A 25,075-nucleotide genomic window follows, 5' to 3' on the forward strand; every position below is an offset into this window, starting at 1 on the left:
AGCCAGCCGAAGCGACAAAATTATTTACAATTCGCTGCTAAATCAATACTACAGTATTTGCCGATTCAGCATAACAAATGAACTCCAGACAAACCTACCTGCTCGCTTTTTTAAGCGCATTTCTTCTTTGGCTCGCATGGCCACCAATGCCATTTACCACACCACTGTTGCTGATTGCGTTGGTGCCGCTTTTTATTACGCTGGAAAGCATCGGGAAAAGCGGGCAAAGAAAAACAGGCAAAAAAATATTTTTAACCGCCGGCTTAACCTTTTTAATCTGGAATACAGCATCAACTTACTGGGTTTATAATGCCATAAGTGCTTACAACGGTACGTTGGTAGCCATTCCCGTTTCGCTAATCCCCTATGGTTTAGGTGCCCTTTTAATGACATTTGCCTTCTGGCTATTTTATAGATTAGAGAAGTATACCAGCAAGAAAGTCGCCTACCTGGGTTTAGTTTCATTTTACATTGCATTAGAATATTTACAGCAAAGCTGGGACCTTGCCTTCCCCTGGATGACACTCGGAAATGGCCTGGCTGGCATGCATCAACTGGCTCAGTGGTATGATTATACCGGCATTTATGGTGGCTCACTTTGGATTTTGGCAAGTAACATTCTGGCTTTTGAAGCTTACAAAAAATTAAGATCTCAAACTGGTTATTTAAAGTTCAGGTTGGCAGGAATCTGGGCCCTATTGGTGCTAATTCCGGTGGGCATATCGCTCACAAAATACTTTAGCGCAAGCCAGAAAGGTACGCCCAGCAATGTAGTCGTGGTTCAGCCAAATATAGATCCATACCAAAAGCTTGAATCCATCCCGTCGGCAGAACAAATTAAAATACTAACTCATTTATCCGATTCTATCGGACAAACAAATACTGAATATTTTATCTGGCCGGAAACGGCAATCCCAAATTATGCTGATGAAGATCGAATTCGCACTAACCCCGATTTTTTAACGCTGCAAGATTTCTTAAGCAAGTACAAAAACGGAACGCTGATTACGGGCATAGAAAGCGTAAAATTTTATCCAGATAAAAGAACTGTTTCTGCGAAGTACAGCCAGGATTTAGGCCTTTATTACGATAATTTTAATTCGGCCATGCAGGTTGAGAATTCTGCGAACGTTCAGTTTTACCACAAATCCAAATTAGTTCCCGGTGCAGAAAAAATGCCGTTTCCAAAGGTTTTTTCGTTTATGGATGGCGTATTTTCCGAGTTAGGTGGAAGCGTTGGTGGCTGGGGCTGGCAAGATAAGCCGAGCGTTTTGTATGCTCAAAGCGGCATCGGAGCAGCACCTGTTGTTTGTTACGAAAGTTTGTGGGGCGATTGGATTGGGCAGCAGGTTAAAGATGGAGCCCAGTTTATTGCCATTATAACGAACGATGGCTGGTGGGGCAATACCTCCGGGAAATCGCAACACGAAATGTATGCTAAGCTCAGGGCTATAGAAACGCATCGCGATATTGCCCGCTCTGCAAATACAGGAATTTCCTGTTTCATTAATCAACGGGGAGATGTTACACAAAGCACTAAATGGTGGACAAGAACTGCCATAAAGGCCAACATAAATCTTAATGATGAGATTACTTTCTACGTTAAAAGCGGCGATATAATTGCCAAATTATTATCTGCCGCCGCAGTTATCCTGGCATTGATTATCCCGTATAAAAAATGGATAAAAAAGTAGAAATGCGCTGATGTTATAATCTGGCATTCGTTAAATCGTTATGAAATTGAAACATACCACAAAACTTATTTTACTAACCTTCTTTTTACTCTTAAATGTAGGTTGCGACCAGGTTTCGAAAAATATAGTGCGCCGCAAAATAAGCGAGTACGAATACATCACTATAATAAAAGATAGATTTAGCCTTACAAAAGTTGAAAACACGGGCGCTTTCTTAAGTTTGGGCGATCAAATGCCATACCTTTTCAGATTGATTATTCTATCGGGCTTACCACTTTTGTTCCTCAGTTATGGCTTGTATTTTCTTTTTACAAAACGGAATTTACAAACCAGCGTACAAATTGCACTTTGTTTGTTAATTGGTGGCGGCATAGGAAACCTCTACGATAGGATTGTTCACGGTTCGGTAACTGATTTTATGCACATGAATTTCTATTTCTTTGAAACCGGCATTTTCAATTTTGCGGATATATCAATTATGATTGGTATTGGAATTTTACTGATGCAATCTCTACGAGCGAATATTAAACAGAAAGACACCCAGGTAAGTGATGCTGAATAATTGCTTACAATGGCTTAACATTTAATAGCATTCTTTAAACAAACTTATAATTATCTTTAGTTGTTTAGAAGGCAAAAAAATCAACCATAAAATAAAAATCTAATGAAAAGAAATGCAACAGCCGTATGGCAAGGTTCTGGTAAAGAAGGTAAAGGCAATTTAACTACCCAAAGTACCACTCTAAACAATACACAATATTCATTTGGCTCTCGCTTCGCCGAAGGCGTAGGTACAAACCCAGAGGAGTTAGTTGCCGCAGCACATGCCGGTTGTTTTACTATGGCGCTGTCTTTTAAAATTGATGAAGCAGGTTTCACAGCAGAAAATCTGGAAACGAAATGTGTTATCAACTTAGATCCGGCTCAGGGAAAAATCACAGAATCTCACTTAACGCTAACCGCAACAATTCCGGGTATCTCGAAAGAAAAATTTGATGAACTTGTGGCTGATGCAGAGAAAAATTGCCCAATATCCAAACTGTTAGATACAACAATTTCTGTTGATGCAACATTAGCTTAGAAATATTTAACCCTGAGCTGGTTGTACAACGGGCAGGCTCAGGGTTAATCACTTGCCGGCTAAATTAAATCGAAAGCCCTTGCATATTGCGAAATCTCGAACGAAGATTTTGTGCCTAGTTTATCCCTCACATTTCTTCGGTGGGTATCAACTGTAGTTGGCGAAATGTGCAGTTCATCTGCAATTTCATTGGAAGTTTTTCCTAAGGCCATTTCCTTCAGAATAGTCTTCTCCCGTTTGCTTAACTTCGAAAAATTATTGAAGTTTTTCCTTAAGAAATCATTCTCTTTTAAAAGACGATCGGCTTTAGCAGCCATATGGTGCATAGCATCAATAGGGATTGAGATGGTTATTGACAAAATCGGTTTTGCAGCATTATCGCGTGCAAATATTTTAGTGCTTGATAAATGCCACTGCCAATTATCTTTAGCCGGAAACTTTAATTGCTGGTAATAGCTTAATGTATCTTCCTGGTTATTGCTGTGCATAAAAGCAGCAATTTTCGGCACATAGTCTTTGGCATCTTCAGCGTTAAAGAACCTGCCGTAGTATTCAGCATTTGTCATCGAACAAACCTCTTCCAATGATAGTCCGAGTTGTTTGAGGCCTTTTTGGTTCATGTAAACGACTGTCCAGTTTATCGTTTCGTGAATAATTACAACGCCAGGAATCTGGCTAAATGAATTAACATGTTTGCCTATCAAACTTTGCATTGCTGCAGTTACATTTTTTACCATGAGAGCGTTTGGTTTAATGATATCTGCTAAAATACTTAAAGTTAAATAGATAGCAGCAGTCCGAACGCGTTTAATGATTTATGTCATATACTTCCCAACAATAGGCATTCTTCTACCCATGCCGAAAGCTTTTGGCGAAACCCTTAAAATAGGCGGTGTTTGATAGCGTTTAAATTCGGCAATATTTACCATCTTCAAAATTCTTTTCACTAAAGTTTCGTCGAAACCTTTTGCCGTTAAAGCGGCAGAGCCTTGTTTTAATTCAATATGCTCATATAATATTTTGTCCAAAACGTCGTATTCCGGTAGCGAATCAGAATCTTTCTGGTCTGGCCTTAGCTCAGCAGATGGCGGCTTTACAATTGTATTGACCGGAATAATTTCGCGTTCTTTATTGATGTATTTCGCCAGCGCAAAAACCTGCGTTTTGTAAACGTCGCCGATTACGCCAATTGCGCCACACATATCGCCGTAGAGCGTACCGTAACCAACTGCACACTCGCTTTTGTTTGATGTGTTAAGTAAAATGTATCCAAACTTATTGCTCATTGCCATAACAACTGTACCGCGTATTCTGGCTTGGATGTTTTCTTCGGTAAGGTTAAACGGAATGCCTTTAAAAGCCGGAGCAAGCATACTGTCGAAAGCCTCAGCGGCGTCCTTGATGGGAACAATTTCATGCATACAGCCTATGTTTTTCACTAAATCCAAAGCATCCTGAATGGAGTGGTCAGACGAAAACTTAGAGGGCATTAAAACTGCCATAACGTTTTCTGCGCCTAAAGCGCTGCAGGCAAGAGCGCAAACAACGGCAGAATCTATTCCTCCAGACAAGCCAAGAACGGCTTTAGTAAATCCAGATTTCTGGAAATAATCACGAATGCCGAGAATTAAAGCATCGTGAATTTGTTCGATATCGGTTAATCGCTCGGCTTGCGGATATTTATTTTTAACATTCTCTACCTCTGTCAGGTCGAAAACCTGCAAGTCTTCCTCGAAATATTTCATTTCAGCTTTCAAAGCTCCCTCTGCATCAAAAACCAGGCTGCCACCATCAAAAATTATTTCCGTTTGCGCACCTATTTGGTTTACATAAAAAACAGGCAGGTTATACTTTTTTGCATTATCAGAAAGCACTTTTATCCGTTCATCATCATGCGTATAAGAAAAAGGCGACGCTGCAATATTTATCATTAAATCCGGCTGTTCCTTAATCAAAACATCCATCGGGTTTGAAACATATAATGGATTATCATTGATGTTCCAAAGGTCTTCGCAAATGGTTAAAGCAATTTTTTTCCCTTTGAAATCTATGCAACTGAATGTTGTAGAAGGTTCGAAATACCGGTATTCATCAAACACATCATAGGTGGGCAGCAGCGCTTTCTTTGTTATCGCCTTAACCTCGCCATCTTCGATAAAATATGCTGCATTAAACAAATCCTTGCCTTGTAAAATATCGTTTTTAACAGGCAAACCGATAATACAGGCGATGCCTTTACAGTTCTTCGCAATCTCCAGGGCTGCAAGTTCGCAGAGCGAAATAAACTCATCAAACTCTAAAAAATCGCGGGGCGGATAGCCACATACCGCAAGTTCGGCAAAAACGACAAGTTCGGCACCTTTGCTTTTAGCCAATTGGATGTTGTTAATTATCTTCTTTGTATTGGCTTCGAAATTACCAATATGATAGTTGAGTTGTGCCAGCGCTATTTTCATTATTGCGTTTGTATAAGTTAAGGTACCAGATTATCCGACTAAAAAAACAAGCCGAAATTGAGTGCCAGGTAATGATTTTTGGTATCCCTCGAAGAGTCTTTTACGATATTGGTAAAACCATTGTTAAACGTGATGCCCGCGAGGATACTCGTATTGCCTGAAATGTCAAATTCGCCCCCACCACCGATGATTAGTCCGGCCCGGTAGAACCTTGTCCAGTCTGAAATATTTTGGTTGTCACCTACTTGAGAACCATTTCTGGAAGCATTTTGTTTTGCGCTAATGTTAAATCCGTTGGATAATCCAAACTGCCCATACCAACGCCTGCCATCATTTTTGAGGGTTTTAAGTTTTATGGTTAACGGCAACTCAATGTACTGTAATTTATATCTCAAATCGTAAGCAACTGGTGTTCCTGTACCGCTCAAAGAATGATAAGGCATTACATTTAGCTCGGTACTTTTGCCGTTAATTGTAGTAATGGTTAAGGCGGTAGAAAAACTATAGTTGGGCGCAAAATTAAAGTCACCCATCAAACCATAAGAAAATCCTAAGCCAAGGCCTTCAGTTTTACCTTGCTCGGGCTTTATCCAACCAACCGTTGGTGTAGCCGTTAAACCCAATCTAAATCCAAAACCCTGACCAGCGAAATTTTGCGCAAAAACTGCCGTGGCTAAAAAGGAGAAAATTAAAATTGCTGTTATTTTTTTCATAGGTATGTCTTATTATATTTGTTATAAATGAAGTATAACGTAAAACACAAGCAAATCTATCTAATTTTTCTGTTTGCATTGATATTTATTTCTTGTAAACGCAGCAGCAGACCCGACGTAAGTGATGTTAAGGTCGACATTAAAATAGAACGATTTGATACCGAACTGCTTGCCCGAAAAGGTAAAAACATTGAGCAAACCAGCAATTTACTTGCAAAAAAATATGGCGTGTTTTACGATGATTACATTCACAAAATGGTTGGAACGCCAGAATACACAAATGATGAAATCATTAACACCTTATATAAAGACCAGGCTTACAATGATTTAATGAAGGAAGTTGATAGTATTTACCCAAACCTGAAAGTGCAGGAAAGGGATTTAACAGAAACTTTTAAATACATTAAATATTATTATCCGAAGGCTTCCATCCCTCGTTTTATTACGTTTGTTTCGGGGTTTTCCTATCCAACGCCTATCGGAGATGGCTATCTCGGCATTGGTTTAGATACTTTTTTGGGTAAGGATAGCAAATTTTATCGCGGCATTGTGGAAAGTGTTCCACTGTATATGTCGAGGCGCTTTACGCCAGAAAATATTGTTCCGAGAGTGGCAGAAACTTTTGCACATGAGGAACTTTTTCCAGAGCCTGATGCAAACCGCACATTGCTGTCTAAAATGATTTTTCAGGGAAAAATTCTTTATTTTCTGGACCAGGTATTGCCCGAAAATGTTGCAGATTCTACGAAAATTGGATACACAACAGATCAATTAGGCTGGGCGCAAAATTTCGAACCCGATATTTGGGCTTATTTTCTTGAAAACAACAATCTTTATGAAACAGATTACCAGAAAATACAGGTTTACCTTTCTGATGGTCCATTTACACCTGGCCTTGGTGATAACCGGGAATCTGCACCGAAGCTTGGCGTTTGGACAGGCTGGCAGATTGTGAGAAAATACATGAAAGAAAACCCAAAAGTAACACTGCAGCACCTGATGGCGGATAATGACGCCCAAAAAATTTTGAACGAATCTAAATACAAGCCTAAAAGAAAGTAATTTTAACTGCCAGCTTCCGATTGTAAATTATCGGTAAAAAGAACTATTAATTGAGGAATTTTGGAATAAAGTAATCAACCTTTACACATGAAAGTTGGCATTGTATTATCTGGAGGAGGAATAAGAGGAATTGCACACCTGGGCGTTTTAAAGGCATTCAGCAATTTAGGCATTACGTTTAGTCACATCAGTGGTACGAGCGCAGGTGCAATAGCAGGCGCTTTTTTTGCGGCAGGTATCGACCCGGAGGAAGGTTTAAGCATCTTTTTGAAAACAAAACTTTGGCGTTTTGTCCGCCCTGCAGTTGGTTCGCTGGGGTTAATTAATATCGAAAACACTTCCGTGATTTTAAAGGAGTACTTTCCAGAAAATACGATTGAGAAATTAAAGATTCCCCTCACCATTGCGGCGGTTAATTTTAGCGAAGGCAGATTGGTTTATTTTACAAAAGGACCGTTAATTCGTGCTATTCACGCGTCTAGTTGCATACCTGGTATTTTTAAACCTATAATGATTGATGGCCAAATGTATGTTGATGGCGGAATTCTGAATAATTTCCCGGTAGAGCCTTTGATGAAAGAATGCGATTTTATAATTGGTTCATCTTGCAACCACTTAAAACCTGTTGATAAAATAACAGGAATAACCAACCTGATGGGTCGTGCCGGGATTATGTCGATCAATCATGATATGGAACGGAAAGCAAAATTTTGCGACGTAATGATTGAGCCGAAAGGCTTAGGCGCCATAAGTACCTTTGATATGAAACGGGCCGAAGATATTTACTGGCTGGCACACGAGGAAGCGCTGCTCACCATAAGAAATAACCCTACGATTTCAGAGTTGATAACCAGGTAAGGCTTTTTATCAGGCTAGAGATAAAGCCATGATTTAAGTGCAACCAATCGTTCACCCTCTAAAACCGGAATTGCCGTACAGACATTTAATTGAAGGCAGAAAACTACGTCTTCTTCAATGTTTAGCTGTGCCAAACGATGACTGTGTGAAGATTTATGCAAATACTGTCGCAAATCGCTTTTTGCAATGGCATACAAATCTTCAGCAGCCACGCTGGAATCATCGAAATGTTCGAAGTTTTTACGCAGCTTATTTACAACAGCTCCGGCAAACAAGGTATCTTCCAAATTAAACTGATCTTTCCAGCCGGCACACAAAAGCAAAACATTTTTGTTCTGCAGGGAAAGGTAATCGCAAAGCGAATCAAGATTTAAAAAAGAACCGATTACAACCTGGAATGCTCTTTTATTGGCTAAATGTAAAGCCTTGGTACCATTGGTTGTGGTTAACACAACAGTTTTTCCGTTTACTTTCTCTTTGGTATAAGAGAACGGGGAGTTACCAAAATCATATCCGGCAACAACTTCACCATTCCTTTCTGCGGCAAGTAAATAACCTTTATCTGCGTAGTTGAGGCAATCTTCTACATTAGCAACAGGTATTATCGCTTCTGCGCCATTATCTATACCATACGTTATTGATGAAGTTGCCCTTAAAATATCTATTACAACAACAATACTTTCTTCAATATCGTATAAATCAATCAGCGCCGGGGTTAAACAAACTTCTATTTTTTTTGACACGAGGAAACGGTTAACGGTTAAAACTCAAAAGCAAAAAGCATTAGTTATACTAAAGAAGCTAAAAGCCAAAGCATTAACATTATTATTTGTAAAAAGGAAACTTAACTACTTTAGCTTTTATTGGCGTATTACGGATATTGATGAAAATTTCCGTGCCTTCTTTAGAAAATTCTTTTGCAACATAGCCCATTCCTATCGCTTTCTGCAAGGATGGTGCCTGTGTACCCGATGTAACTTTGCCGATTATGCTTCCTTCCGCATCAGCAATTTCGTAATCGTGGCGTGGAATACCTCTGTCAATCATTTCAAAACCAACAAGTTTTTTTTGAATACCAGCTTCCTTTTCCGCCAATAGGTTTTCTGAGTTTGTAAATGGCTTCGAAAACTTTGTAATCCATCCCAATCCGGCTTCAATTGGCGAAGTGCTATCATCGATATCATTTCCATATAAGCAGAAACCCATTTCTAAACGTAAAGTATCGCGGGCACCCAAACCAATCGGTTTTATGTTGAAAGGTTTTCCGGCTTCAAAAATCGCATCCCAAATTTTATCAGCATGTTCATTGTCGAAGTAAATTTCAAACCCGCCGGCGCCGGTATAACCAGTCGCAGAAATTACCACATTATCAACTCCGGCAAAGGTACCTTTAACGAAGGTGTAATATTCCATCGACGCTAAGTCAACATCAGTTAAGGTTTGCAACGCATCGGCCGCTTTTGGGCCCTGAATAGCCAGTAAAGAAGTTCTGTCAGAGATGTTGTGCATCTCAACGCCTTTATCATTAAATTGTGTAATCCAGTTCCAATCCTTATCAATGTTCGATGCATTTACAACCAGCATGTAGCTTTTCTCATCGATGCGATAAACTAAGAGGTCATCCACAATGCCGCCATCTTTATTTGGAAGGCAAGAATACTGAACCTTTCCATCATAAAGCTTCGAGGCATCGTTGCTGGTAACGCGTTGAATTAGATCAAGCGCATTTTCGCCCTTTAAAATAAATTCACCCATATGACTAACGTCAAAAACACCAACTCCATTGCGAACAGTTGCGTGTTCGGCATTTATACCTTCGTAAGTTACGGGCATATTATAGCCTGCAAATGGAACCATTTTGGCGCCTAAAGCGATGTGTTTTTCTGTTAATGCGGTGTTTTTCATACAATCTAATTCTTGCGGGCAAAACTACTAAGAAAAAGGCTGAATATGTAAGAACTGCGAAATTTTGGCAGATAATTTGGCTTATTGTATTTTAAGCCCGGTTTGGAAGACTATACTTTTATCAATTCATTATAAATATTTAACATCTTCGAGGATATTAAATTAACACCGTGATCATTTTCGACGGTTTTCCTGGCATTTTCGCCAATTTCCATCCAGCGCTTCGGGTTAATTATACATTGAAGGATGGAACGGTAAAATTCATCAGCAGAATCTGCAATTAAAATATCGTAACCATGCCTGCAATTAATGCCTTCTGCGGCTGTAGTTGTTGCAATGATACATTTTTGCATGGCCATTCCCTCAATAATTTTCACCCGCATACCAGTTCCTGAAATCAAGGGAACAATCATAATCGCCTTAGAATTCATGAATTCAACAGCATCAAAAACCTCTCCTTCAACAATTAAATTATCAGAATCGTATTCAAAAAAATGTTTTTGCATGTTTTTACCGGCGATGTAAAAACGTAAATCCTTGTTTAGCTTCTCGATATCCGGCCATATATCGTCAAGAAACCACTCCAATCCCTCCTGGTTTGGCCGCCAATCCATAGCGCCCAAATGAAATAAGGTTGGAAAGCTTGTTTTACTTTTATCAACCTTGTATTTCGATATGTCAATCGCCACCGGAAAAACGCTCATCGGAATTTCACAGCCGAACTTTATTATGCTCTGCCTATCTGGCTCGCTGATTGCAAAAATATGATGAAAGCGATTGATTTGTTCAGTTTCGTAAGCCTTTAAGCGTTGGGCCAAAAAGGCCAAATATTTTCTTCTGATAAGGAAACGTTCCGAGTAAGAGCGTCGTTCCCACATGGTAAACTCGATGTTATGGGCCCTGTAAATTAACTTCGCATTACTATTTGCCTTAACCACATCTATATATGGCACAACAAAAAGCCCTTCAAACTGAATAATGTCAAAAGTGCGCTCACGCAAAATATTTTCCAACTGCCTGGCCGCATCTTCTGTATAGTATCTGGAAACGTTGTAAGATTCGTTGGTGAAAATATTGAAAAATGCGGACCACATGTTAACTTCAGTATCAATATCTTCAGTAAAGGTTTTCACTTTTTCAAACACCGGATCAGAGATTTCCTCCAAATCAAGGCGGGCATTTACAGGGTTTAAACTGAACAAAGTGATGTCTGCGCCAAGTTGCAGCAAGCCTTTCATGGTGTTGTAAACCACAATCGGGTAACCACTATTTGGCGGGAAGGGAATCCGCTTAGTAATTAACAGAATTTTCACAATGTTGTGAAAATACAAAATTTAGACTGCTTTCGAAAACAATTCGAGCTGCGGATCGGTAACATTAAAAGTTTTTCTGTGAAAGGGCGACAAGCCAATTTCTATTACCGCTTTGCGGTGTGCAATAGTTGGGTAACCTTTATTTTGCTGCCAGTTATAATGTGGATAATCGTTGTGAAGGTTTGCCATGTACTCATCGCGATGTGTTTTCGCTAATATCGAAGCCGCAGCAATATTTAAGTATTTCCCATCACCCTTAATAATGCAACTGTGTGGAATTTGAGGATAAGCTTTGAAACGATTGCCATCAATAACAAGATATTGAGGTTGGGTGTGAAGTTTCTCAATTGCCCTATGCATGGCAAGGAATGACGCATTGAGGATGTTTATTTCATCTATTTCTTCGTGATCACATGACGCAACCGCCCAGGCCAATGCTTCCCTTTCAATTACCGGCCGCAGTAAATCTCTTTGCTCATGCGATAACTGCTTGGAATCATTTAAGCCCTCTAGAAAAAAACCTTTTGGCAAAATTACCGCAGCGGCAAAAACAGGGCCGGCCAGGCAGCCTCGTCCAGCTTCATCACAGCCAGCTTCTAAAAAATCTTCCTGATAACAGTTTAACAACATCGATGCAAATTTAATTATAAACGGCTAAATTTTGGTAAACGGATGCGGATTAAGTAAATTAGTTTTAAACAATTAACCATGCCTTTTAACAGCCAACTGGCCAATCGAATTGCCGAAAAACTAATAGATCTACCAGATGTTGAAGAAAAAATCATGTTCAGCGGATTGGTTTTTATGGTTGCTGGCAAAATGTGTATCGGCGTTATGAAAGATAAGATTATGCTGAGGGTTGACCCCGAATGCCTTAATTTATTGAATGATAAAGATGGTTGGGAACAAATGAAAATGGGTACTAAGCAAATGAATGGCTATATTTTGGTTTCGGAAGACGTTGTTAACCAAAATAAAGAGTTAGATTACTGGCTAAACCTCGCTTTGGCATTTAATCCTTTCGCTAAAGCCGCTAAAAAGAAAATTAAAAAATAGAAGATGCAAATAGTAACAAGATATTTCCAAATTATTTTTGGCTTGCTGTTTCTGCTAACAGAAATCCATCGAAATTACAAACTGCGAAATAAAGCCGAAAGGAAAAGTAATGGAGCAGACAAAAACAGCCTGACTATTTTATGGGTAACCATTTGTGTAAGTATGTTTCTAGGTGGTTTTTCATCGCAGTTTACGAGTTTCGAAATTTTTAACTTACAACCATACCTCCGTTACACTGGGATGCTCGTGGCAATTACAGGGTTTATTTTGCGTTTTATTGCGATACAACAATTAGGAAAGGCATTTACAGTTGATGTGCAGATAGCAAGAAATCAAGACTTAAAACAAGATGGACTGTATTCAATTGTCCGTCATCCATCTTATACCGGTGTTTTGCTTGCATTTTTAGGACTTGCAATTACGTTTTCGAACTGGTTAAGTTTAATAATAATTTGTGTGCCGATTTTTACAGCCTTTATTTACAGAATTTCTGTTGAAGAAAATGCTTTGCAGGGCGAGTTTGGAGACGATTATTTAAAATATATGGAGCGGACGAAGCGTTTAATTCCGTTTATCTATTAGCTAAACCGTAACATTCTGCCCCTTTACATCGAAAGCATCCCTTAAACCGATAGCCAAAACATTAAATGCATAAACAGTTAACATAATTGCCAATCCGGGCAAAACAGCCAGGTAGGCAGCATCCATGATGATGTACCCGAAATGTTCTTTTATCATGCTACCCCAGCTTGGCATAGGTGGTTGCGCTCCGAAACCTAAAAAACTTAAGCCTGTTTCCAGCAAAATTGCTGACGCAAAATTCGCTGACGCTACAACCAAAATTGGTCCGGCGATATTTGGTAAAATATGTTTAATTATTGTTCTCGAAGTGCTGTATCCCAAAGCTCTCGCGGCCTCGACAAATTCTACCTCTTTTAAGGCCATAACCTGTCCACGCACCAACCGGGCCACATCTACCCAGGTGGATAATCCGACAGCAATGAATATTTGCCAGAAACCTTTTCCTAAAGCAAATGAAATGGCAATAACAAGTAATAAAGAGGGCAGCGACCAAACCACGTTCATAAACCAGCTAATCGCAGCATCAACCCTACCGCCGAAATAGCCCGCAATAGCGCCCAAACTTACGCCGATAAATAATGAAATTAGTACCGCAATTAAACCCACCGAAAGCGATACTCTAATGCCTAAAATAAGTCGGCTTAATAAATCACGGCCGTAGATGTCGGTTCCGAGAAGGAAAGTTTTTTGATAGATATTGTTATTTTTAAAAAGCGCTTCGCGTGTTTGCGTATTAGATGATATTGTGCAAGGCCTGCACAACTCTTTTAAGTCGTACCTGGTTTCTGTTGCCTTTTCTTCGCCAATAAATTCCGTTGCAAAAACACTATTTCCCACAATTCTGTATGATGTTATCGGGATACTTTTGAAATTGGGCTTCTGTCCGTTAAGCATCCGTTCGAAGATGCCTGCGCTCCCGATATGCTCATAGCGTTCAACAATCATAAAAGTAAATTTGGCGCCGGGTTTCTCTTTCGCAATCTGTACCTTTTGATTGTTGGCATTTGGAGAATCGTCTGGCATAATTAGGTAGCCTAAAACCCCCATCAACATCAATAAAAGAATAAAAATAAGACCACTTAGTGCAAGCTTGTTGCGCCTAAATTTTAACCATACTTTTTTCGACGGACTATTATCCATTACCTAACCATTCTCCCTTTCCAATTGTATTTTCCGCTGTTGCCGGCAATGCCGATGTATATGATGTAAAGAATATGCAAAACATTTAAAACAGGGATTAAAACTAAAAGGCTTCGTCTCTTTGCAAAGCCCGTAACGTTCCATAAAAATAAGCTTTCTAAAATCATTTTAACTAACAACTGATAAAATGTAATCGCCAAATAGCCTTCAAAAAATAATCCTGTTACAAAATTTGCCAGAATACTTATGTTAAAAACCCACACAAAAACGCCGAGAACAATAATTGCTTTGTTTTTGTAACGCGTGCTTTTTGATGCCCAGCGTTTACGTTGCTGGATGAAAGAACTTAAGTTTTCTTTTGCGTGCGTGTAAACGATTGCATCTCTGTTTTTCAAAAACCCTATTTTATCGGGGTATTTTGCGGCGATTTTATGCAGCAGTAATTCATCATCTCCGGAAGCGAGATCGTCTATCCCCTGGAAACCGCCAACTTCATAAAAAATATTTTTTTCATACGCAAGATTAGCACCGTTACAGGTAGAGGGCGATTTATTTCCAATCGTTGAAGCGCCCAAACCAATCAGGTATAAAAATTCTAACGACTGCAATCGTTCAAATAATGTTCGCTCCTGAAAGTAGGCCACGGGTGATGAGATCATTTTGAAATCCTTCTCTTCGTATAAGGCAACAACAGTAGTAAGCCAGTTTTCACCCATCCGGCAATCTGCGTCGGTGGTAATTATCAGATCGCCTGTACAGGTTCCGATAGCAGTTTGTATAGCCTTTTTTTTATAAGAATTTAGCGCTCTGTCTTCATTTAATTTTATAAGCCTAACGTTAGTTGCCTGGTAACTTAAAACTATTTCCGCAGTTCTATCGGTCGAATGGTCATCAATGATGATGATTTCCGTTAAGGCCCGTGGGTATTTTTGAGCGATTAAATCATCGATGGTTTTGGCAATGTTCAGTTCCTCATCCCGGGCAGCAACAATAATGGAGACTTTTGTTTTCGGAGCTTTATTGTTAAAGATAAAATAAGGCAGTTTAGACCAGCCTTTAATAAAAGTGAATACTAAAAAACCGTAAACGATGGTCAACGCGGCAGATAAAAGGCTAGTTAGTTTTAGAATTTCCAAAAAAGTTGAGTTTAAAAACGAAATATGTGCCTAATATAGCAGGAATAATAATATTTATAAGCCAAATACTTGCTGTGCATGCGATAACAGCAACATCGTGCTGGGTTATGTAGCTGAAAAAGTATGAGGAAGTAACGCTTCTTATACCAACATCGAACAAATCAAGCGAAGGCAATGTCGACTGCACGAAGAACAAAATGCTAATCATCATAATGATATCCGCATAATGCAAGCCAGGTATTAACCAAATGAAAAGTATAAAATATTGCGAACTGAAAACAACGTAACGGGCAAGGCAAAACAATAAAATGCTGAATAATTCGGCCTTTCTGTATCGGCCCAAAATGCTGTAGAACTTCTTGTATTTACGGGTAAATTTGAATGATAGCAAGATGCCATTGAGCCATTGGATGTTAAAATAGAAGACGATAAAAAACAGGCAAAAAACGACAACGAGAATCTGGATGGCAAAAAAGAGACGATAATCTAAATCGATGAAGCGATAAATAAATGCACTCAAAGCAATGGCACCAAAAATATTGGTTAAAACCAGCTGGCCAATGTTACCAACGGCCATAGCTACTACACCTACAATTCTTCTTTTCGGCGATAGAAAAAAAACCCGGCCGCCATATTCACCAAGACGGTTTGGAGTAAAAATTGCCAGCGTTAAACCACAAAAAACAGACTCCACCGCACGATAAAAGCTTATCCTTTCTATATGACTCATCAAATGCTTCCACTTTGCAGCTTCCAGAAACCAGTTTACAAACATGAGCAAAAAGACGATACCAATAACGCTTACAATTTCGGCTGTTGGCAAACCAGTTAAAAGTGATTCGAAATTTTGTAGATTTTTATTGGCAACAATTTTATGGTAAACAAACCAAAAAGCGAATACAACAATTACTGCTTTGATTATTAACGAAAATATTTTTTTGTTACCAGCCGTCAAGTTTTATCTTTTTTAGTTTGCAAATATGCTTAATATTGCTGTAATGTTGAACGAAAAAAAGGAACGGATAATTATGGGCATAGACCCCGGTACTGCGGTGATGGGCTATGGCGTAATTTTAGAGAAGGGAAATAAAACAGAACTCATCAGTTTAGGCGTTGTAAAAATGACACATCTTGATGATCCTTTTTTAAAGCTTCAGCGCATTTTCGAGAAAACAGTTGTGCTCATAGACCAATATAAACCAGATGTTTTAGCCATTGAGGCGCCTTTTTACGGAAAGAACATTCAGGTGCTTTTGAAATTGGGCCGGGCCCAGGGTATTGCAATTGCCGCTGCGCTTTCGCGAAGCATTTCTGTTACAGAATATTCGCCGCGTAAGATTAAACAATCTATTACGGGCAACGGAAATGCCACTAAAGAACAAGTAGCTGCCATGTTACAGCGATTACTAAACTTTAAGGAAACGCCTGAGTTTTTAGATGCAACCGATGGGTTAGCGGTAGCTGTTTGCCATTCTTTCCAAAAAATAACATCCGGTGGAAAATCAAAAACCTATTCGGGCTGGGAATCTTTTGTGAGCGATAACAAAACTAAAGTAAAGGGATTGGCTGTAAAGGCTAAGAAATAATTGCCGCCGGCGAAATACCAGGCGGCAATTAAGTGCAAATCTTTAATTCGGCTTTGAGCCTACTGATGATGATCCACTAATTTTCTTGTGGCCAGTTCCATCGCCAATTTGTTCTTCCTTAAAAAATACCTTATGGTAAAGAATGCTGTGGCGCCCACAAGAATGACCATCCAGAGGTTGGCAAGGGCGAGAATTATTTCCACAAAAATTGTCCAGCCATTTACAATGCTCAGCCAAAACCTGTTCGCAAAAGCGGGACGGTAATCTTTTAACCTGTCGTTCGCAACTACCATCGATTTTATTGTGTTGTCCTGGTAAAAACTAAGTGTAATTGTGCTGTATTTCACCCTCGAATCAATACTCATGTTATCAAGCTTTCGGTCTACATAATCATCTTTCAAAGTTAACGACGTCTGGATATTTGAAGCCTTTTTTCTTGAAATGTCGCCAATTTGTGTGGAGGCTGCAACCCTATTTTGCGCCTTCATTTTATTGGCAAGGTAAGCAAGACTTTGGTCGTCCATTTTCATTGATTGATTATCTACAAACACCGCCATCTTTGCGATGGTGTTGGTAAAATCATCGAGGTTTTCCGAAGGCACTTTTGCCACCAGATATCCGTCTGTACGGTACGATGTAATTTCCTTAAGGGAATCAGCAGATTGCTTAATTTTGTCTGTTTCAAGAACAGAACTCTGGATGGAAAATTCGGTAACACTTCCGCCCTGCGCTTTTATCGCTGTACTAAGCTGCTCTTTTGTGTTTTGAACATCTTTTACGCGGAAGCGCATATCGGCTGTCTTTATGATCTTCGTTGTTGCAGCGGTGTCTGCAGCAGGCGATAGTGCAATCTCCTGAGCTTCGGCAGCATTGTCACTTTCGTTATTTGTTTTAGCATTCTGGCAGCCAAACAGGCCTGCGATTATGGCGATAGCAATAATATTCCTTTTCATGATTTTGTGGTTCTAAAAAATTCATCATTTTAAAATATTGCTTCAAATGGCCATTAGAAGTTAGACGGTTACGGTTTGTTTACCACGTCTTATTTCCCCTTTATACAGAAAATACGTTAAGGTAACCCAACCGTATAAGCGTTTGTATTTAGATGTGATTAGGCATTGTTTTCCATAAACGATTGAGCAGAAAACAAAAAAGCCAATTATGTTGCTCACATAATTGGCTCTTATATTCCGAAAGAAAATATTTTATGCGTCTAAAATCTTGAATACGCCTTTAATGCTTATGATTGCTCCGATGAAAAGGATAATCCATGATACAAGAGATAGTATCCAGGAATCGAACGCGAAACGTGCGTAAGTACCAACCATACAAACCAGTACCCCAAAAATCATCATTTTATAAATTCCTGGCTGGTTAGCCGTTTTCATACTTTCTGTATTGTGCTTTAATTCGCTGTTCTCCATAATGTTATTTTTATGATGCAGCAAAAGTAATACTTATTGCTGAATTATTATAAATGTTTAGTAACTTTTTAATCGTTCTAAACGCTGTTTAGCTTTATCTTTATCACTAAGGTTTTCTCCTTGATACAAAGGCTTTTCCCAATCGCCATACATTGGGTTTGGTACCACAATATATTTTGTACCAAATAAGGTTTGATTTGAATTTACTTGTTCAATAGTATTCTTATTTTCGCGATAAAAAACATTCGAAAAATCGCTTAGGTTATCGCCGCAAAGCAAAAGAATATTGTGTGTTTCTGCAATTTTTTGTCTGCGTGGTTCTTTATTGGAACTACCTTTAGAAACCAACAAATGCGTATCATCTGCGTATGGAAACCCGAACTTTTGTAGATTTTTTAATGTTGCCGAATAGTCTTTTTCATCACGATTGCTTAGGTAAAAAGTTTCTATATTTTTTGATGCTGCGAATTTTAAGAAAGCCAAAGCACCAGGAACGGTATCGGCTTGCGATAAATTAGTCCATTCGGTCCAATCTGTAGGATTATAACTCAAACCTTTCTTAATTTCATGTCCCTGAAATGGCGAATTATCTAAAACGGTTTCATCTATATCAACGATAACACAATTAGGTTTTCGACTTGTATCTGCCCATAGTGATTCTTTTAATGATAAGCGAGCAAAATTATAAGCCTGAAAACATAAAGCCTTGTATTCCCCAGATGTTTGCTGCCAAAGCACGGCATTGGTGTAATCTCTGGCAGGAGATTGGGCATTAACAAATAATGGAACCAGTGTTAAAATGAGAAAGATGTATTTTTTCATAATTGCTTATTACCGGAGCAAAGATATTAAACTGCCTATGAATGTAAGGTGGATTCTAATTGAATAATTTTCAGACTGTTTTTCTTAAAACGACATACAACCATGCATCTATTAGCTTCTTAGTTATAGAATTTTATTACTTTTAACCACACACAAATAAAATAATGAATATGAAAAACAAAAGTTTAATCGGGCTCGCCATAGCCCTGATTTTCCTTGCTGCCTGCAAAAAGGAAAGTCAAATCATTGAGCCGCCTACCGTTGAAAAAACTGATCCATTGGAGCTGTTAAGAGATTCAATTTCGTACATCATTGATGGAAAGCAAATGGTACAAAAAAAATCAAAAAATAGGAGTAACTCATTAAGAAATGCTGTAGCTAATGTCAAACTTGATTCGTTAGTGAAGCAGAAAGAGTATACCTCGGGAGATAAAGATTCTGTGATGTTTGGAGTCGGCTTCCTTTTTGAAGATGAGGATAGAAATGGAATTGAGGTATCGTTAATAAAAAAATATAACAAAAATCAAGCTCAGCAACAAACCAACCAAACCATATTATTTGTACCTAAAAACAAATTAGATTTATTTTCTATGGGCGAACGTAAATTCGCCATGGATTTTACTAGAAATAATTCACAAGACGGCGTTGTTTTCGAATTATTTGGGGATAATTATGGTCTGCAAACATATGGCTACGCTAGTCTTGCATATCATGCGCTGTTAAAGCCTGAATTACAAAGCCAATCTAAATTTGAAGTCACAAACTTGCAGAAACTTAAATCAGGAAAATATTTGTTAGAAGCAAAATTCAATGCATCAGTCTATTGGGGCGATGGCACAAATATTAAAAAAATTGAGAATGGATATTTACGGTTGATAATTAATCCAGAGAATACTTATTTTTAAAATAAAGAAACCCATTTTTTAATTGAAATGGGTTTCTTTATTTTAAAAACTGGAAACTTCGCCATTCAAAAAACTTCCTCTATCGGCTCTCGATAAAATAAATGTTTCTGCATCTGGATACGCCTTTGTAAACGTTATTGGAATTTTATCTTTTGCTTTTTCATTCCACTTAAACTCAACAGCCAAAAGTTTATCAGCTCTTTTTTCAATATAATCTATTTCTTGTTGTTGCGTGGTTCGCCAAAAAAACAATTCTGCTTCTATTTGATTTTGTTGCAGGTACTTTTTACGCTCGCTGATCATATAATTTTCCCACAATGCGCCAACATCATTGCGATTGCTTAAAGGATTGAAATTCCTGGTTATTGCATTTATAATACCAGTATCGTAAAAATATACTTTTTTATTCTTCTTAATCTCGTTACGAACATTACCCGAAAATGCTGGTAAAACAAAAATCACGAAAGCCTTTTCTAATAAATCTATATACTTTTCAACGGTTTTTTGATCGGCTTTTACCAGTTGCGCCAATTCTGAAAAGTTTACTTCACTCCCAACTTGTAATGCTAAAGCTTTTACAATTTTTTCAAAGAGCAAAGGTTTCTTTACTTCTTCAAGTGCAAATAGATCTTTGTATAGATAACTATCGGTTAATAGTTTTAAATGTTCCTCTGCATGGTTTGGCTGATTAATTACTTCGGGATAAGAACCATAAATTAGACGTTGCGTTAAACAACGTTCTTCGGTAACAAAATCTGTTGCTTGTACCAACTCGATATAAGAAAAAGGCAAAAGCATCATTTCATATTTTCTACCTGTTAATGGTTCGTTAATCTTTCCTGACAATTCGAATGCTGATGAGCCTGTTGCAATAACTTGCACATTTTTAAATCTATCGACAATGATTTTGATAAATAACCCTACATCCTTAATACGCTGTGCTTCATCAAGAAAAAAAATTTCATAATCGCCAAGCATTTGTGCAATTTGTGTGGCATTCGGTTTAGCTAAATTTTCCCTTACATCTGCATCATCACCATTTAAGTATAAAGTCTTTTTATCAACCTTTGCTAGCAATTGTTCTACAAATGTGGTTTTACCAGATTGCCTAGGACCAAAAACAATAAATGCTTTACCTTTAAATAGTTTTGCCAATGCATAATCAATTTGTTTTCTTACTATCATAACAAGTAATTATAAAACAAATGTATAATAATTATGGATTACAATCCAATAATATAATAATAATTTCGCATTCTAATCCGATAAAAACATAATGATTATGGATTGTAAAAAATCTTAATGAAAAAAAATCCCGTTTCAATTAAGAAACGGGATTAATATTTTAAATTATACCGATAAGACTTTAATGGTTATCCGTTCAATGCTGCTGCACCACTCACAATCTCCGTTAACTCAGTTGTAATTGCTGCCTGACGAGCTTGGTTATAAGAAAGTTTTAATGCTTTTAATAACTCACCGGCATTTTCAGTTGCCTTGTCCATTGATGTCATACGTGCGCCATGCTCGGATGCGTGTGAATCAAGTACTGCTTTATACAGCTGAATTTTTATCGACTTTGGAATTAACTGTTCAACGATTTCTTCCTGAGAAGGTTCTAAAATATAATCTACATTTGTAGATTTCTTGTCAGTGTTAACTTCAGCTTCTTCAGCCTTTGGCAAAGGCAACAATTGCTCCGTTGTAATAAACTGTACAGCGGCATTTCTAAAACGATTGTAAACCACTTCTACTTTATCAAAGTCACCTTTAATAAAACCAGCCATAATAACATCGGTAATTTTAGTTACGTTTTCAAAAGTAAGTGCAGAATATACTTCATTATTGTTGCCAATAACATTGTATTTACGTTTCTCGTAAAAGTCCTGAGTTTTCTTACCGATAGAAATGATGCTAACGTTACCGTTTTTCAACTGTTCGCTATATTTTTCAGCTATTAAATTGTTAGCCGCTTTAATTACGTTCATGTTAAAAGCACCGGCCAAACCACGGTTTGATGATACTGTTATAATTAAAACCTTATTAGGTTCACGCTCTTGAATAAAAGGCGATGAAGAACCCTCTAAACTCGCCGAAAGGTTTCCTAAAATCTCTTTCAGTTTAGTTGCATAAGGACGTAAAGCGATAATTGCATTGGTAGCACGTTTCAACTTAGCAGCCGAAACCATTTTCATAGCTTTGGTAATTTGCTGTGTTGATTGTACCGATGCAATCCGGTTTCTTACTTCTTTTAAATTAGCCATTCTTTAATAAGTGTAAAGTAAAAAGTTAAAAGTGTAAAGTTTGAACTTTCTACTTTTAACTTTGAACTCTATTTAGTATTTACTTGAAATCTCTTTTGCCACCGTGTCTAAAACACCAGTAATGGTATCATCAAACTTACCAGCTTTTAATGCTGCTAAAGTTTCAGGATGACGCATTTCCAGTTGAGTTAAAAATTCTGTTTCAAATTCTTTAACCTTGTTAACCGGAACATTACGCATTAAGTTCTTAGTACCAGCATAAACAATTGCAACTTGTTTCTCTACAGTAAATGGCGAGAATTGCGCTTGTTTTAGCATTTCAACGTTACGTGCACCTTTATCTAAAACCGATTTCGTTGCAGCATCTAGGTCAGAACCGAATTTAGAGAAAGCCTCTAACTCGCGGTATTGAGCCTGATCTAACTTTAAAGTACCTGATACTTTTTTCATCGATTTAATTTGAGCGTTACCACCCACACGCGATACCGAAATACCTACGTTAATTGCCGGACGAATACCTGAGTTGAACAAGTTCGACTCTAAGAAAATCTGACCATCAGTAATCGAGATTACGTTTGTTGGAATATAAGCAGAAACGTCTCCCGCTTGTGTTTCAATAATTGGTAAAGCTGTTAATGAACCACCACCTTTAACGATATGTCTAATCGATTCTGGCAAATCATTCATGTTTTTCGCGATATCATCATTGGCGTTGATTTTCGCAGCTCTTTCTAACAAACGACTGTGCAAGTAGAAAACATCACCTGGATATGCCTCACGGCCCGGTGGACGACGAAGTAATAACGATACCTCACGGTAAGCAACAGCTTGTTTAGATAAATCATCATAAACAATCAAAGCTGGTCTACCCGTATCACGGAAAAACTCACCAATTGCAGCACCGGCAAACGGAGCGTAAAACTGCATTGGAGCAGGGTCAGCAGCCGAAGCAGCAACAACAACTGTATATGGTAAAGCGCCGTTTTCTTCAAGTGTACGTACAATGTTTGCAACGGTAGAGTTTTTCTGACCGATAGCTACATAAATACAGAACACAGGCTGGCCTGCTTCATAAAATTCTTTCTGGTTAATAATGGTATCGATACAAACAGCAGTTTTACCAATCTGACGGTCGCCAATAACCAACTCACGCTGACCACGACCGATTGGAATCATTGCATCAATTGCTTTAATACCAGTTTGTAAAGGCTCATTTACCGGCTGACGATAAATTACACCTGGTGCTTTACGCTCTAAAGGCATTTCGTAAGTTTCACCAAGAATCGGACCTTTACCATCCAAAGGCTCTCCTAAAGTGTTAACCACGCGGCCAAGCATACCTTCACCAACTTTAATAGAGGCAATTTTTTTGGTACGTTTAATTGTATCACCTTCTTTAATCTCGTCAAAAGCACCCAAAAGTACCACACCAACGTTATCTTCTTCAAGGTTTAATACAATTCCTTGCAGGCCGTTTGCAAATTCAACCAATTCTCCCGATTGAACTTTAGTTAAACCGTAAACGCGGGCAATACCGTCGCCCACTTGCAATACGGTACCAACTTCTTCCAGTTCGGTTTCTGATTTGAAGCCCGCCAATTGCTGTCTAATAATTGCCGATACTTCGTCTGGTCTTACCTCTACCATAGTTTTAATTATATCTTTTTGTAAATGTAAATCTTGTAGTTCTTTTGTTATTTTGGTCCCGCTTTTTGCTTAATTTTTGTCCGTCCATTATACTCAGGATGACAAAAATACCGCTGTCAATCGGGTTTATATGTTATTGTGCTGTAGCTCTTCTGTTATTTCAGTATCCCTCAAAGTTCAAAAACCTTTCTTGATACCAACTATTTTATGCTCCTAAGCCGCAAATTCTTTTTTCAGTTTACTTAAGCTACTGGCAATACTTGCATCAAATTGCTTATCTCCAACCTTAAGTATAAATCCGCCAATCAAATTCGCATTAACTTTTTCGTTTAACACAACCTGATTTGCACCTAATTCTTTTTTCACAATGGAAACAATTTCGTCTTTAGCTGAAGCACTTAACGGAGTTGCTGTTGTAACATCAGCAGTAACGATACCCTTAAGCACATTATATTGATGTATGAATTGTTTAGCCGTAGCAAATAACACAACCGAACGGCCTTTATTAACGACAGTTTTGAAGAATGTTAGGGTTAACTTTCCTACTTTATCACCAAAAATGCCATTCAAAATGCCAGCTTTTTTATCAAGTGGCATAATCGGATTTTTCAGTATAGCCTCAAGTTCCGGGGTCGCATCAACCACTTTTTTAAATAATACCATATCATTGTAAGCAGCCTCCAAAGTATTACCTTCAATGGCTAAGTCTAATAATGATTTGGCGTATCTGCCTGCAACTTTAATTTCTGACATATATTTGAGTTGAAAGTTGAAAGTTTAATGTTGAAAGTCTAAATCCGAGATTGAAACTTTGAACTTTGAACTTTGTACTTTGTACTTTGAAACTTAATTTAATTCAACGTCTTTTAACAAGTTAGCAACTAAAGCTTCTTGTTTAGTTTTATCATCTAGCTGCGTACGTAAAACACGTTCAGCAATTTCTAATGATAAAGTAGAAACCTGGTCTTTAACCTCAGCTAGCGCCGCTTTCTTTTGGTTTTCGATTTCGATTTTAGCTTTCTCAATTAATTTAGCACCTTCTACCTGAGCTTGTTTTTTAGCTTCGTTTAAGATACCGTCTTTTAAGGTTTTAGCTTCCTTTAAAATTTCATCGCGTTCAGCACGGGCTTGTTGCATCAAATCTTGATTCTGACTTGTTAAACGAGCCATTTCTTGTTTTGCCAATTCAGCCTTGTTTAGCGCCTCATCAATACTTTGCTCACGTTCGTGAATAGCACCTAAAATAGGTTTCCATGCAAACTTTCTAAGTAAAATCAATAAGCAAATAAACGCTAATGATGTCCAAAAAACCAATCCTATGCTTGGGGTTACTAAATCCATTTTATCTAATTTTTTTAATCTTAATCTTGTTAATTAAGATAGAGTAAATAACCAATCGTTAGATACTCTATCTAATTTTTTCCAGTTTGA

General features: G+C 38.1%; 27 protein-coding genes. 9 read left to right on the forward strand and 18 right to left on the reverse strand.

Features of this window, described 5'->3' with window-relative positions:
* Positions 1-77 precede the first annotated feature (77 nt).
* The 3 genes from lnt (at position 78) to ASG14_RS15290 (ending at position 2,775) form a co-directional block, all read left to right on the forward strand.
* Complete coding sequence (lnt, locus tag ASG14_RS15280; protein WP_056871939.1) at positions 78-1,694, forward strand: apolipoprotein N-acyltransferase; 1,617 nt, start codon at positions 78-80, stop codon at positions 1,692-1,694.
* 40 nt (positions 1,695-1,734) lie between these two features.
* Positions 1,735-2,256, forward strand: coding sequence for a signal peptidase II (gene lspA, locus ASG14_RS15285; RefSeq protein ID WP_056871940.1), 522 nt, complete (start codon positions 1,735-1,737; stop codon positions 2,254-2,256).
* 102 nt (positions 2,257-2,358) lie between these two features.
* Positions 2,359-2,775, forward strand: a complete 417-nt coding sequence (locus ASG14_RS15290; RefSeq protein WP_056871941.1) for an OsmC family protein — start codon at positions 2,359-2,361, stop codon at positions 2,773-2,775.
* A 59-nt stretch (positions 2,776-2,834) separates the two neighbouring features.
* Here ASG14_RS15290 and ASG14_RS15295 read toward each other — a convergent pair whose 3' ends face one another.
* The 3 genes from ASG14_RS15295 to ASG14_RS15305 form a co-directional block, all read right to left on the reverse strand.
* Positions 2,835-3,512 (reverse strand): response regulator transcription factor, encoded by a 678-nt coding sequence (locus tag ASG14_RS15295; RefSeq protein WP_056871942.1) that lies wholly within the window; start codon positions 3,510-3,512, stop codon positions 2,835-2,837.
* A 78-nt stretch (positions 3,513-3,590) separates the two neighbouring features.
* A complete protein-coding gene (locus tag ASG14_RS15300; RefSeq protein WP_056871943.1) occupies positions 3,591-5,231 on the reverse strand; it encodes an NAD+ synthase in 1,641 nt (546 codons plus the stop codon).
* A gap of 38 nt (positions 5,232-5,269) precedes the next feature.
* Positions 5,270-5,944: a porin family protein gene (locus ASG14_RS15305; RefSeq protein ID WP_056871944.1), complete on the reverse strand. Its 675-nt coding sequence runs from the start codon at positions 5,942-5,944 to the stop codon at positions 5,270-5,272.
* A gap of 27 nt (positions 5,945-5,971) precedes the next feature.
* On the opposite strand from ASG14_RS15305, the gene gldB reads away from it, so the two are divergent.
* Both gldB and ASG14_RS15315 read left to right on the forward strand, forming a co-directional pair.
* On the forward strand, positions 5,972-7,006 hold the full coding sequence (gene gldB, locus ASG14_RS15310) for a gliding motility lipoprotein GldB (RefSeq protein ID WP_056871945.1): 1,035 nt from the start codon (positions 5,972-5,974) through the stop codon (positions 7,004-7,006).
* An 87-nt stretch (positions 7,007-7,093) separates the two neighbouring features.
* Positions 7,094-7,864 (forward strand): patatin-like phospholipase family protein, encoded by a 771-nt coding sequence (locus ASG14_RS15315; protein WP_056871946.1) that lies wholly within the window; start codon positions 7,094-7,096, stop codon positions 7,862-7,864.
* Positions 7,865-7,878: 14 nt separating this feature from the next.
* On the opposite strand, the gene ASG14_RS15320 is transcribed toward ASG14_RS15315, so the two are convergent.
* The 4 genes from ASG14_RS15320 to ASG14_RS15335 form a co-directional block, all read right to left on the reverse strand.
* Positions 7,879-8,607 (reverse strand): 2-phosphosulfolactate phosphatase, encoded by a 729-nt coding sequence (locus tag ASG14_RS15320; RefSeq protein WP_056871947.1) that lies wholly within the window; start codon positions 8,605-8,607, stop codon positions 7,879-7,881.
* Positions 8,608-8,689: 82 nt separating this feature from the next.
* The gene (gene gcvT, locus ASG14_RS15325) at positions 8,690-9,769 is read right to left on the reverse strand and encodes a glycine cleavage system aminomethyltransferase GcvT (RefSeq protein WP_056871948.1); all 1,080 of its coding nucleotides are present in this window, start codon (positions 9,767-9,769) and stop codon (positions 8,690-8,692) included.
* Positions 9,770-9,879: 110 nt separating this feature from the next.
* Positions 9,880-11,082: a glycosyltransferase gene (locus ASG14_RS15330; RefSeq protein ID WP_056871949.1), complete on the reverse strand. Its 1,203-nt coding sequence runs from the start codon at positions 11,080-11,082 to the stop codon at positions 9,880-9,882.
* Positions 11,083-11,103: 21 nt separating this feature from the next.
* On the reverse strand, positions 11,104-11,712 hold the full coding sequence (locus tag ASG14_RS15335; protein WP_056871950.1) for a ribonuclease HII: 609 nt from the start codon (positions 11,710-11,712) through the stop codon (positions 11,104-11,106).
* A 78-nt stretch (positions 11,713-11,790) separates the two neighbouring features.
* Between ASG14_RS15335 and ASG14_RS15340 the strand changes: the two genes are divergently transcribed.
* Together ASG14_RS15340 and ASG14_RS15345 are read left to right on the forward strand one after the other, a co-directional pair.
* Positions 11,791-12,138 (forward strand): TfoX/Sxy family protein, encoded by a 348-nt coding sequence (locus tag ASG14_RS15340; protein WP_056871951.1) that lies wholly within the window; start codon positions 11,791-11,793, stop codon positions 12,136-12,138.
* A gap of 3 nt (positions 12,139-12,141) precedes the next feature.
* Positions 12,142-12,720, forward strand: coding sequence for an isoprenylcysteine carboxylmethyltransferase family protein (locus ASG14_RS15345; RefSeq protein ID WP_056871952.1), 579 nt, complete (start codon positions 12,142-12,144; stop codon positions 12,718-12,720).
* Here the strand turns inward: ASG14_RS15345 and ASG14_RS15350 are convergent, their stop codons facing one another.
* Genes ASG14_RS15350 through ASG14_RS15360 form a run of 3 tightly spaced genes read right to left on the reverse strand, consistent with a single transcriptional unit; the run spans position 12,721 to position 15,951 of the window.
* Positions 12,721-13,860 (reverse strand): ABC transporter permease, encoded by a 1,140-nt coding sequence (locus ASG14_RS15350; protein ID WP_056871953.1) that lies wholly within the window; start codon positions 13,858-13,860, stop codon positions 12,721-12,723.
* Positions 13,860-14,996, reverse strand: a complete 1,137-nt coding sequence (locus ASG14_RS15355) for a glycosyltransferase (RefSeq protein WP_082491632.1) — start codon at positions 14,994-14,996, stop codon at positions 13,860-13,862. Before ASG14_RS15355 ends, ASG14_RS15350 begins: the two co-directional genes overlap by 1 nt.
* Positions 14,974-15,951 (reverse strand): lysylphosphatidylglycerol synthase domain-containing protein, encoded by a 978-nt coding sequence (locus ASG14_RS15360; RefSeq protein WP_056871954.1) that lies wholly within the window; start codon positions 15,949-15,951, stop codon positions 14,974-14,976. The genes ASG14_RS15355 and ASG14_RS15360 overlap by 23 nt, the downstream gene beginning before the upstream one ends.
* A 43-nt stretch (positions 15,952-15,994) precedes the next feature.
* Between ASG14_RS15360 and ruvC the strand changes: the two genes are divergently transcribed.
* Positions 15,995-16,582 (forward strand): crossover junction endodeoxyribonuclease RuvC, encoded by a 588-nt coding sequence (gene ruvC / locus ASG14_RS15365; protein ID WP_056872084.1) that lies wholly within the window; start codon positions 15,995-15,997, stop codon positions 16,580-16,582.
* Positions 16,583-16,641: 59 nt separating this feature from the next.
* On the opposite strand, the gene ASG14_RS15370 is transcribed toward ruvC, so the two are convergent.
* The 3 genes from ASG14_RS15370 to ASG14_RS15380 all read right to left on the reverse strand — a co-directional run bounded on the left by ASG14_RS15370 (position 16,642) and on the right by ASG14_RS15380 (position 18,828).
* On the reverse strand, positions 16,642-17,535 hold the full coding sequence (locus ASG14_RS15370; RefSeq protein ID WP_082491634.1) for a DUF4349 domain-containing protein: 894 nt from the start codon (positions 17,533-17,535) through the stop codon (positions 16,642-16,644).
* Between the two features lie 252 nt (positions 17,536-17,787).
* Entirely contained in the window at positions 17,788-18,006 is a 219-nt protein-coding gene (locus ASG14_RS15375) for a hypothetical protein (RefSeq protein ID WP_056871955.1), read from the reverse strand.
* Between the two features lie 57 nt (positions 18,007-18,063).
* Complete coding sequence (locus ASG14_RS15380) at positions 18,064-18,828, reverse strand: 5'-nucleotidase, lipoprotein e(P4) family (protein WP_056871956.1); 765 nt, start codon at positions 18,826-18,828, stop codon at positions 18,064-18,066.
* Positions 18,829-18,998: 170 nt separating this feature from the next.
* Here ASG14_RS15380 and ASG14_RS15385 point away from each other — a divergent pair, with 170 nt between their 5' ends.
* Complete coding sequence (locus ASG14_RS15385) at positions 18,999-19,733, forward strand: hypothetical protein (RefSeq protein ID WP_056871957.1); 735 nt, start codon at positions 18,999-19,001, stop codon at positions 19,731-19,733.
* Between the two features lie 42 nt (positions 19,734-19,775).
* Here ASG14_RS15385 and ASG14_RS15390 read toward each other — a convergent pair whose 3' ends face one another.
* The 5 genes from ASG14_RS15390 to ASG14_RS15410 all read right to left on the reverse strand — a co-directional run bounded on the left by ASG14_RS15390 (position 19,776) and on the right by ASG14_RS15410 (position 24,985).
* Positions 19,776-20,918 (reverse strand): ATP-binding protein, encoded by a 1,143-nt coding sequence (locus ASG14_RS15390; RefSeq protein ID WP_056871958.1) that lies wholly within the window; start codon positions 20,916-20,918, stop codon positions 19,776-19,778.
* A 188-nt stretch (positions 20,919-21,106) separates the two neighbouring features.
* Positions 21,107-21,997, reverse strand: coding sequence for an ATP synthase F1 subunit gamma (gene atpG, locus ASG14_RS15395; RefSeq protein WP_056871959.1), 891 nt, complete (start codon positions 21,995-21,997; stop codon positions 21,107-21,109).
* Positions 21,998-22,069: 72 nt separating this feature from the next.
* The gene (gene atpA, locus ASG14_RS15400; protein ID WP_056871960.1) at positions 22,070-23,644 is read right to left on the reverse strand and encodes a F0F1 ATP synthase subunit alpha; all 1,575 of its coding nucleotides are present in this window, start codon (positions 23,642-23,644) and stop codon (positions 22,070-22,072) included.
* Between the two features lie 213 nt (positions 23,645-23,857).
* Positions 23,858-24,397: an ATP synthase F1 subunit delta gene (atpH, locus tag ASG14_RS15405; RefSeq protein ID WP_056871961.1), complete on the reverse strand. Its 540-nt coding sequence runs from the start codon at positions 24,395-24,397 to the stop codon at positions 23,858-23,860.
* A gap of 93 nt (positions 24,398-24,490) precedes the next feature.
* A complete protein-coding gene (locus ASG14_RS15410; protein ID WP_056087866.1) occupies positions 24,491-24,985 on the reverse strand; it encodes a F0F1 ATP synthase subunit B in 495 nt (164 codons plus the stop codon).
* Between the last annotated feature and the right edge of the window lie 90 nt (positions 24,986-25,075).

This window comes from Pedobacter sp. Leaf194, assembly GCF_001423945.1.
Classification (GTDB): domain Bacteria; phylum Bacteroidota; class Bacteroidia; order Sphingobacteriales; family Sphingobacteriaceae; genus Pedobacter.

Excerpts from the sequence above, each read along its gene's own strand:
- lspA (WP_056871940.1), top strand. The coding sequence starts at position 1,735 with ATGAAATTGAAACATACCACAAAACTTATTTTACTAACCTTCTTTTTA.
- ASG14_RS15335 (WP_056871950.1), bottom strand. The coding sequence starts at position 11,712 with ATGTTGTTAAACTGTTATCAGGAAGATTTTTTAGAAGCTGGCTGTGAT.
- ASG14_RS15390 (WP_056871958.1), bottom strand. The coding sequence starts at position 20,918 with ATGATAGTAAGAAAACAAATTGATTATGCATTGGCAAAACTATTTAAA.
- atpA (WP_056871960.1), bottom strand. The coding sequence starts at position 23,644 with ATGGTAGAGGTAAGACCAGACGAAGTATCGGCAATTATTAGACAGCAA.
- ASG14_RS15350 (WP_056871953.1), bottom strand. The coding sequence starts at position 13,860 with ATGGATAATAGTCCGTCGAAAAAAGTATGGTTAAAATTTAGGCGCAAC.
- gcvT (WP_056871948.1), bottom strand. The coding sequence starts at position 9,769 with ATGAAAAACACCGCATTAACAGAAAAACACATCGCTTTAGGCGCCAAA.
- ASG14_RS15305 (WP_056871944.1), bottom strand. The coding sequence starts at position 5,944 with ATGAAAAAAATAACAGCAATTTTAATTTTCTCCTTTTTAGCCACGGCA.
- ASG14_RS15340 (WP_056871951.1), top strand. The coding sequence starts at position 11,791 with ATGCCTTTTAACAGCCAACTGGCCAATCGAATTGCCGAAAAACTAATA.
- ASG14_RS15345 (WP_056871952.1), top strand. The coding sequence starts at position 12,142 with ATGCAAATAGTAACAAGATATTTCCAAATTATTTTTGGCTTGCTGTTT.
- ASG14_RS15410 (WP_056087866.1), bottom strand. The coding sequence starts at position 24,985 with ATGGATTTAGTAACCCCAAGCATAGGATTGGTTTTTTGGACATCATTA.
- lnt (WP_056871939.1), top strand. The coding sequence starts at position 78 with ATGAACTCCAGACAAACCTACCTGCTCGCTTTTTTAAGCGCATTTCTT.
- ASG14_RS15380 (WP_056871956.1), bottom strand. The coding sequence starts at position 18,828 with ATGAAAAAATACATCTTTCTCATTTTAACACTGGTTCCATTATTTGTT.
- ASG14_RS15375 (WP_056871955.1), bottom strand. The coding sequence starts at position 18,006 with ATGGAGAACAGCGAATTAAAGCACAATACAGAAAGTATGAAAACGGCT.
- atpH (WP_056871961.1), bottom strand. The coding sequence starts at position 24,397 with ATGTCAGAAATTAAAGTTGCAGGCAGATACGCCAAATCATTATTAGAC.
- ASG14_RS15290 (WP_056871941.1), top strand. The coding sequence starts at position 2,359 with ATGAAAAGAAATGCAACAGCCGTATGGCAAGGTTCTGGTAAAGAAGGT.
- atpG (WP_056871959.1), bottom strand. The coding sequence starts at position 21,997 with ATGGCTAATTTAAAAGAAGTAAGAAACCGGATTGCATCGGTACAATCA.
- ASG14_RS15315 (WP_056871946.1), top strand. The coding sequence starts at position 7,094 with ATGAAAGTTGGCATTGTATTATCTGGAGGAGGAATAAGAGGAATTGCA.
- gldB (WP_056871945.1), top strand. The coding sequence starts at position 5,972 with ATGAAGTATAACGTAAAACACAAGCAAATCTATCTAATTTTTCTGTTT.
- ASG14_RS15385 (WP_056871957.1), top strand. The coding sequence starts at position 18,999 with ATGAAAAACAAAAGTTTAATCGGGCTCGCCATAGCCCTGATTTTCCTT.
- ASG14_RS15300 (WP_056871943.1), bottom strand. The coding sequence starts at position 5,231 with ATGAAAATAGCGCTGGCACAACTCAACTATCATATTGGTAATTTCGAA.
- ASG14_RS15370 (WP_082491634.1), bottom strand. The coding sequence starts at position 17,535 with ATGAAAAGGAATATTATTGCTATCGCCATAATCGCAGGCCTGTTTGGC.
- ruvC (WP_056872084.1), top strand. The coding sequence starts at position 15,995 with ATGTTGAACGAAAAAAAGGAACGGATAATTATGGGCATAGACCCCGGT.
- ASG14_RS15295 (WP_056871942.1), bottom strand. The coding sequence starts at position 3,512 with ATGGTAAAAAATGTAACTGCAGCAATGCAAAGTTTGATAGGCAAACAT.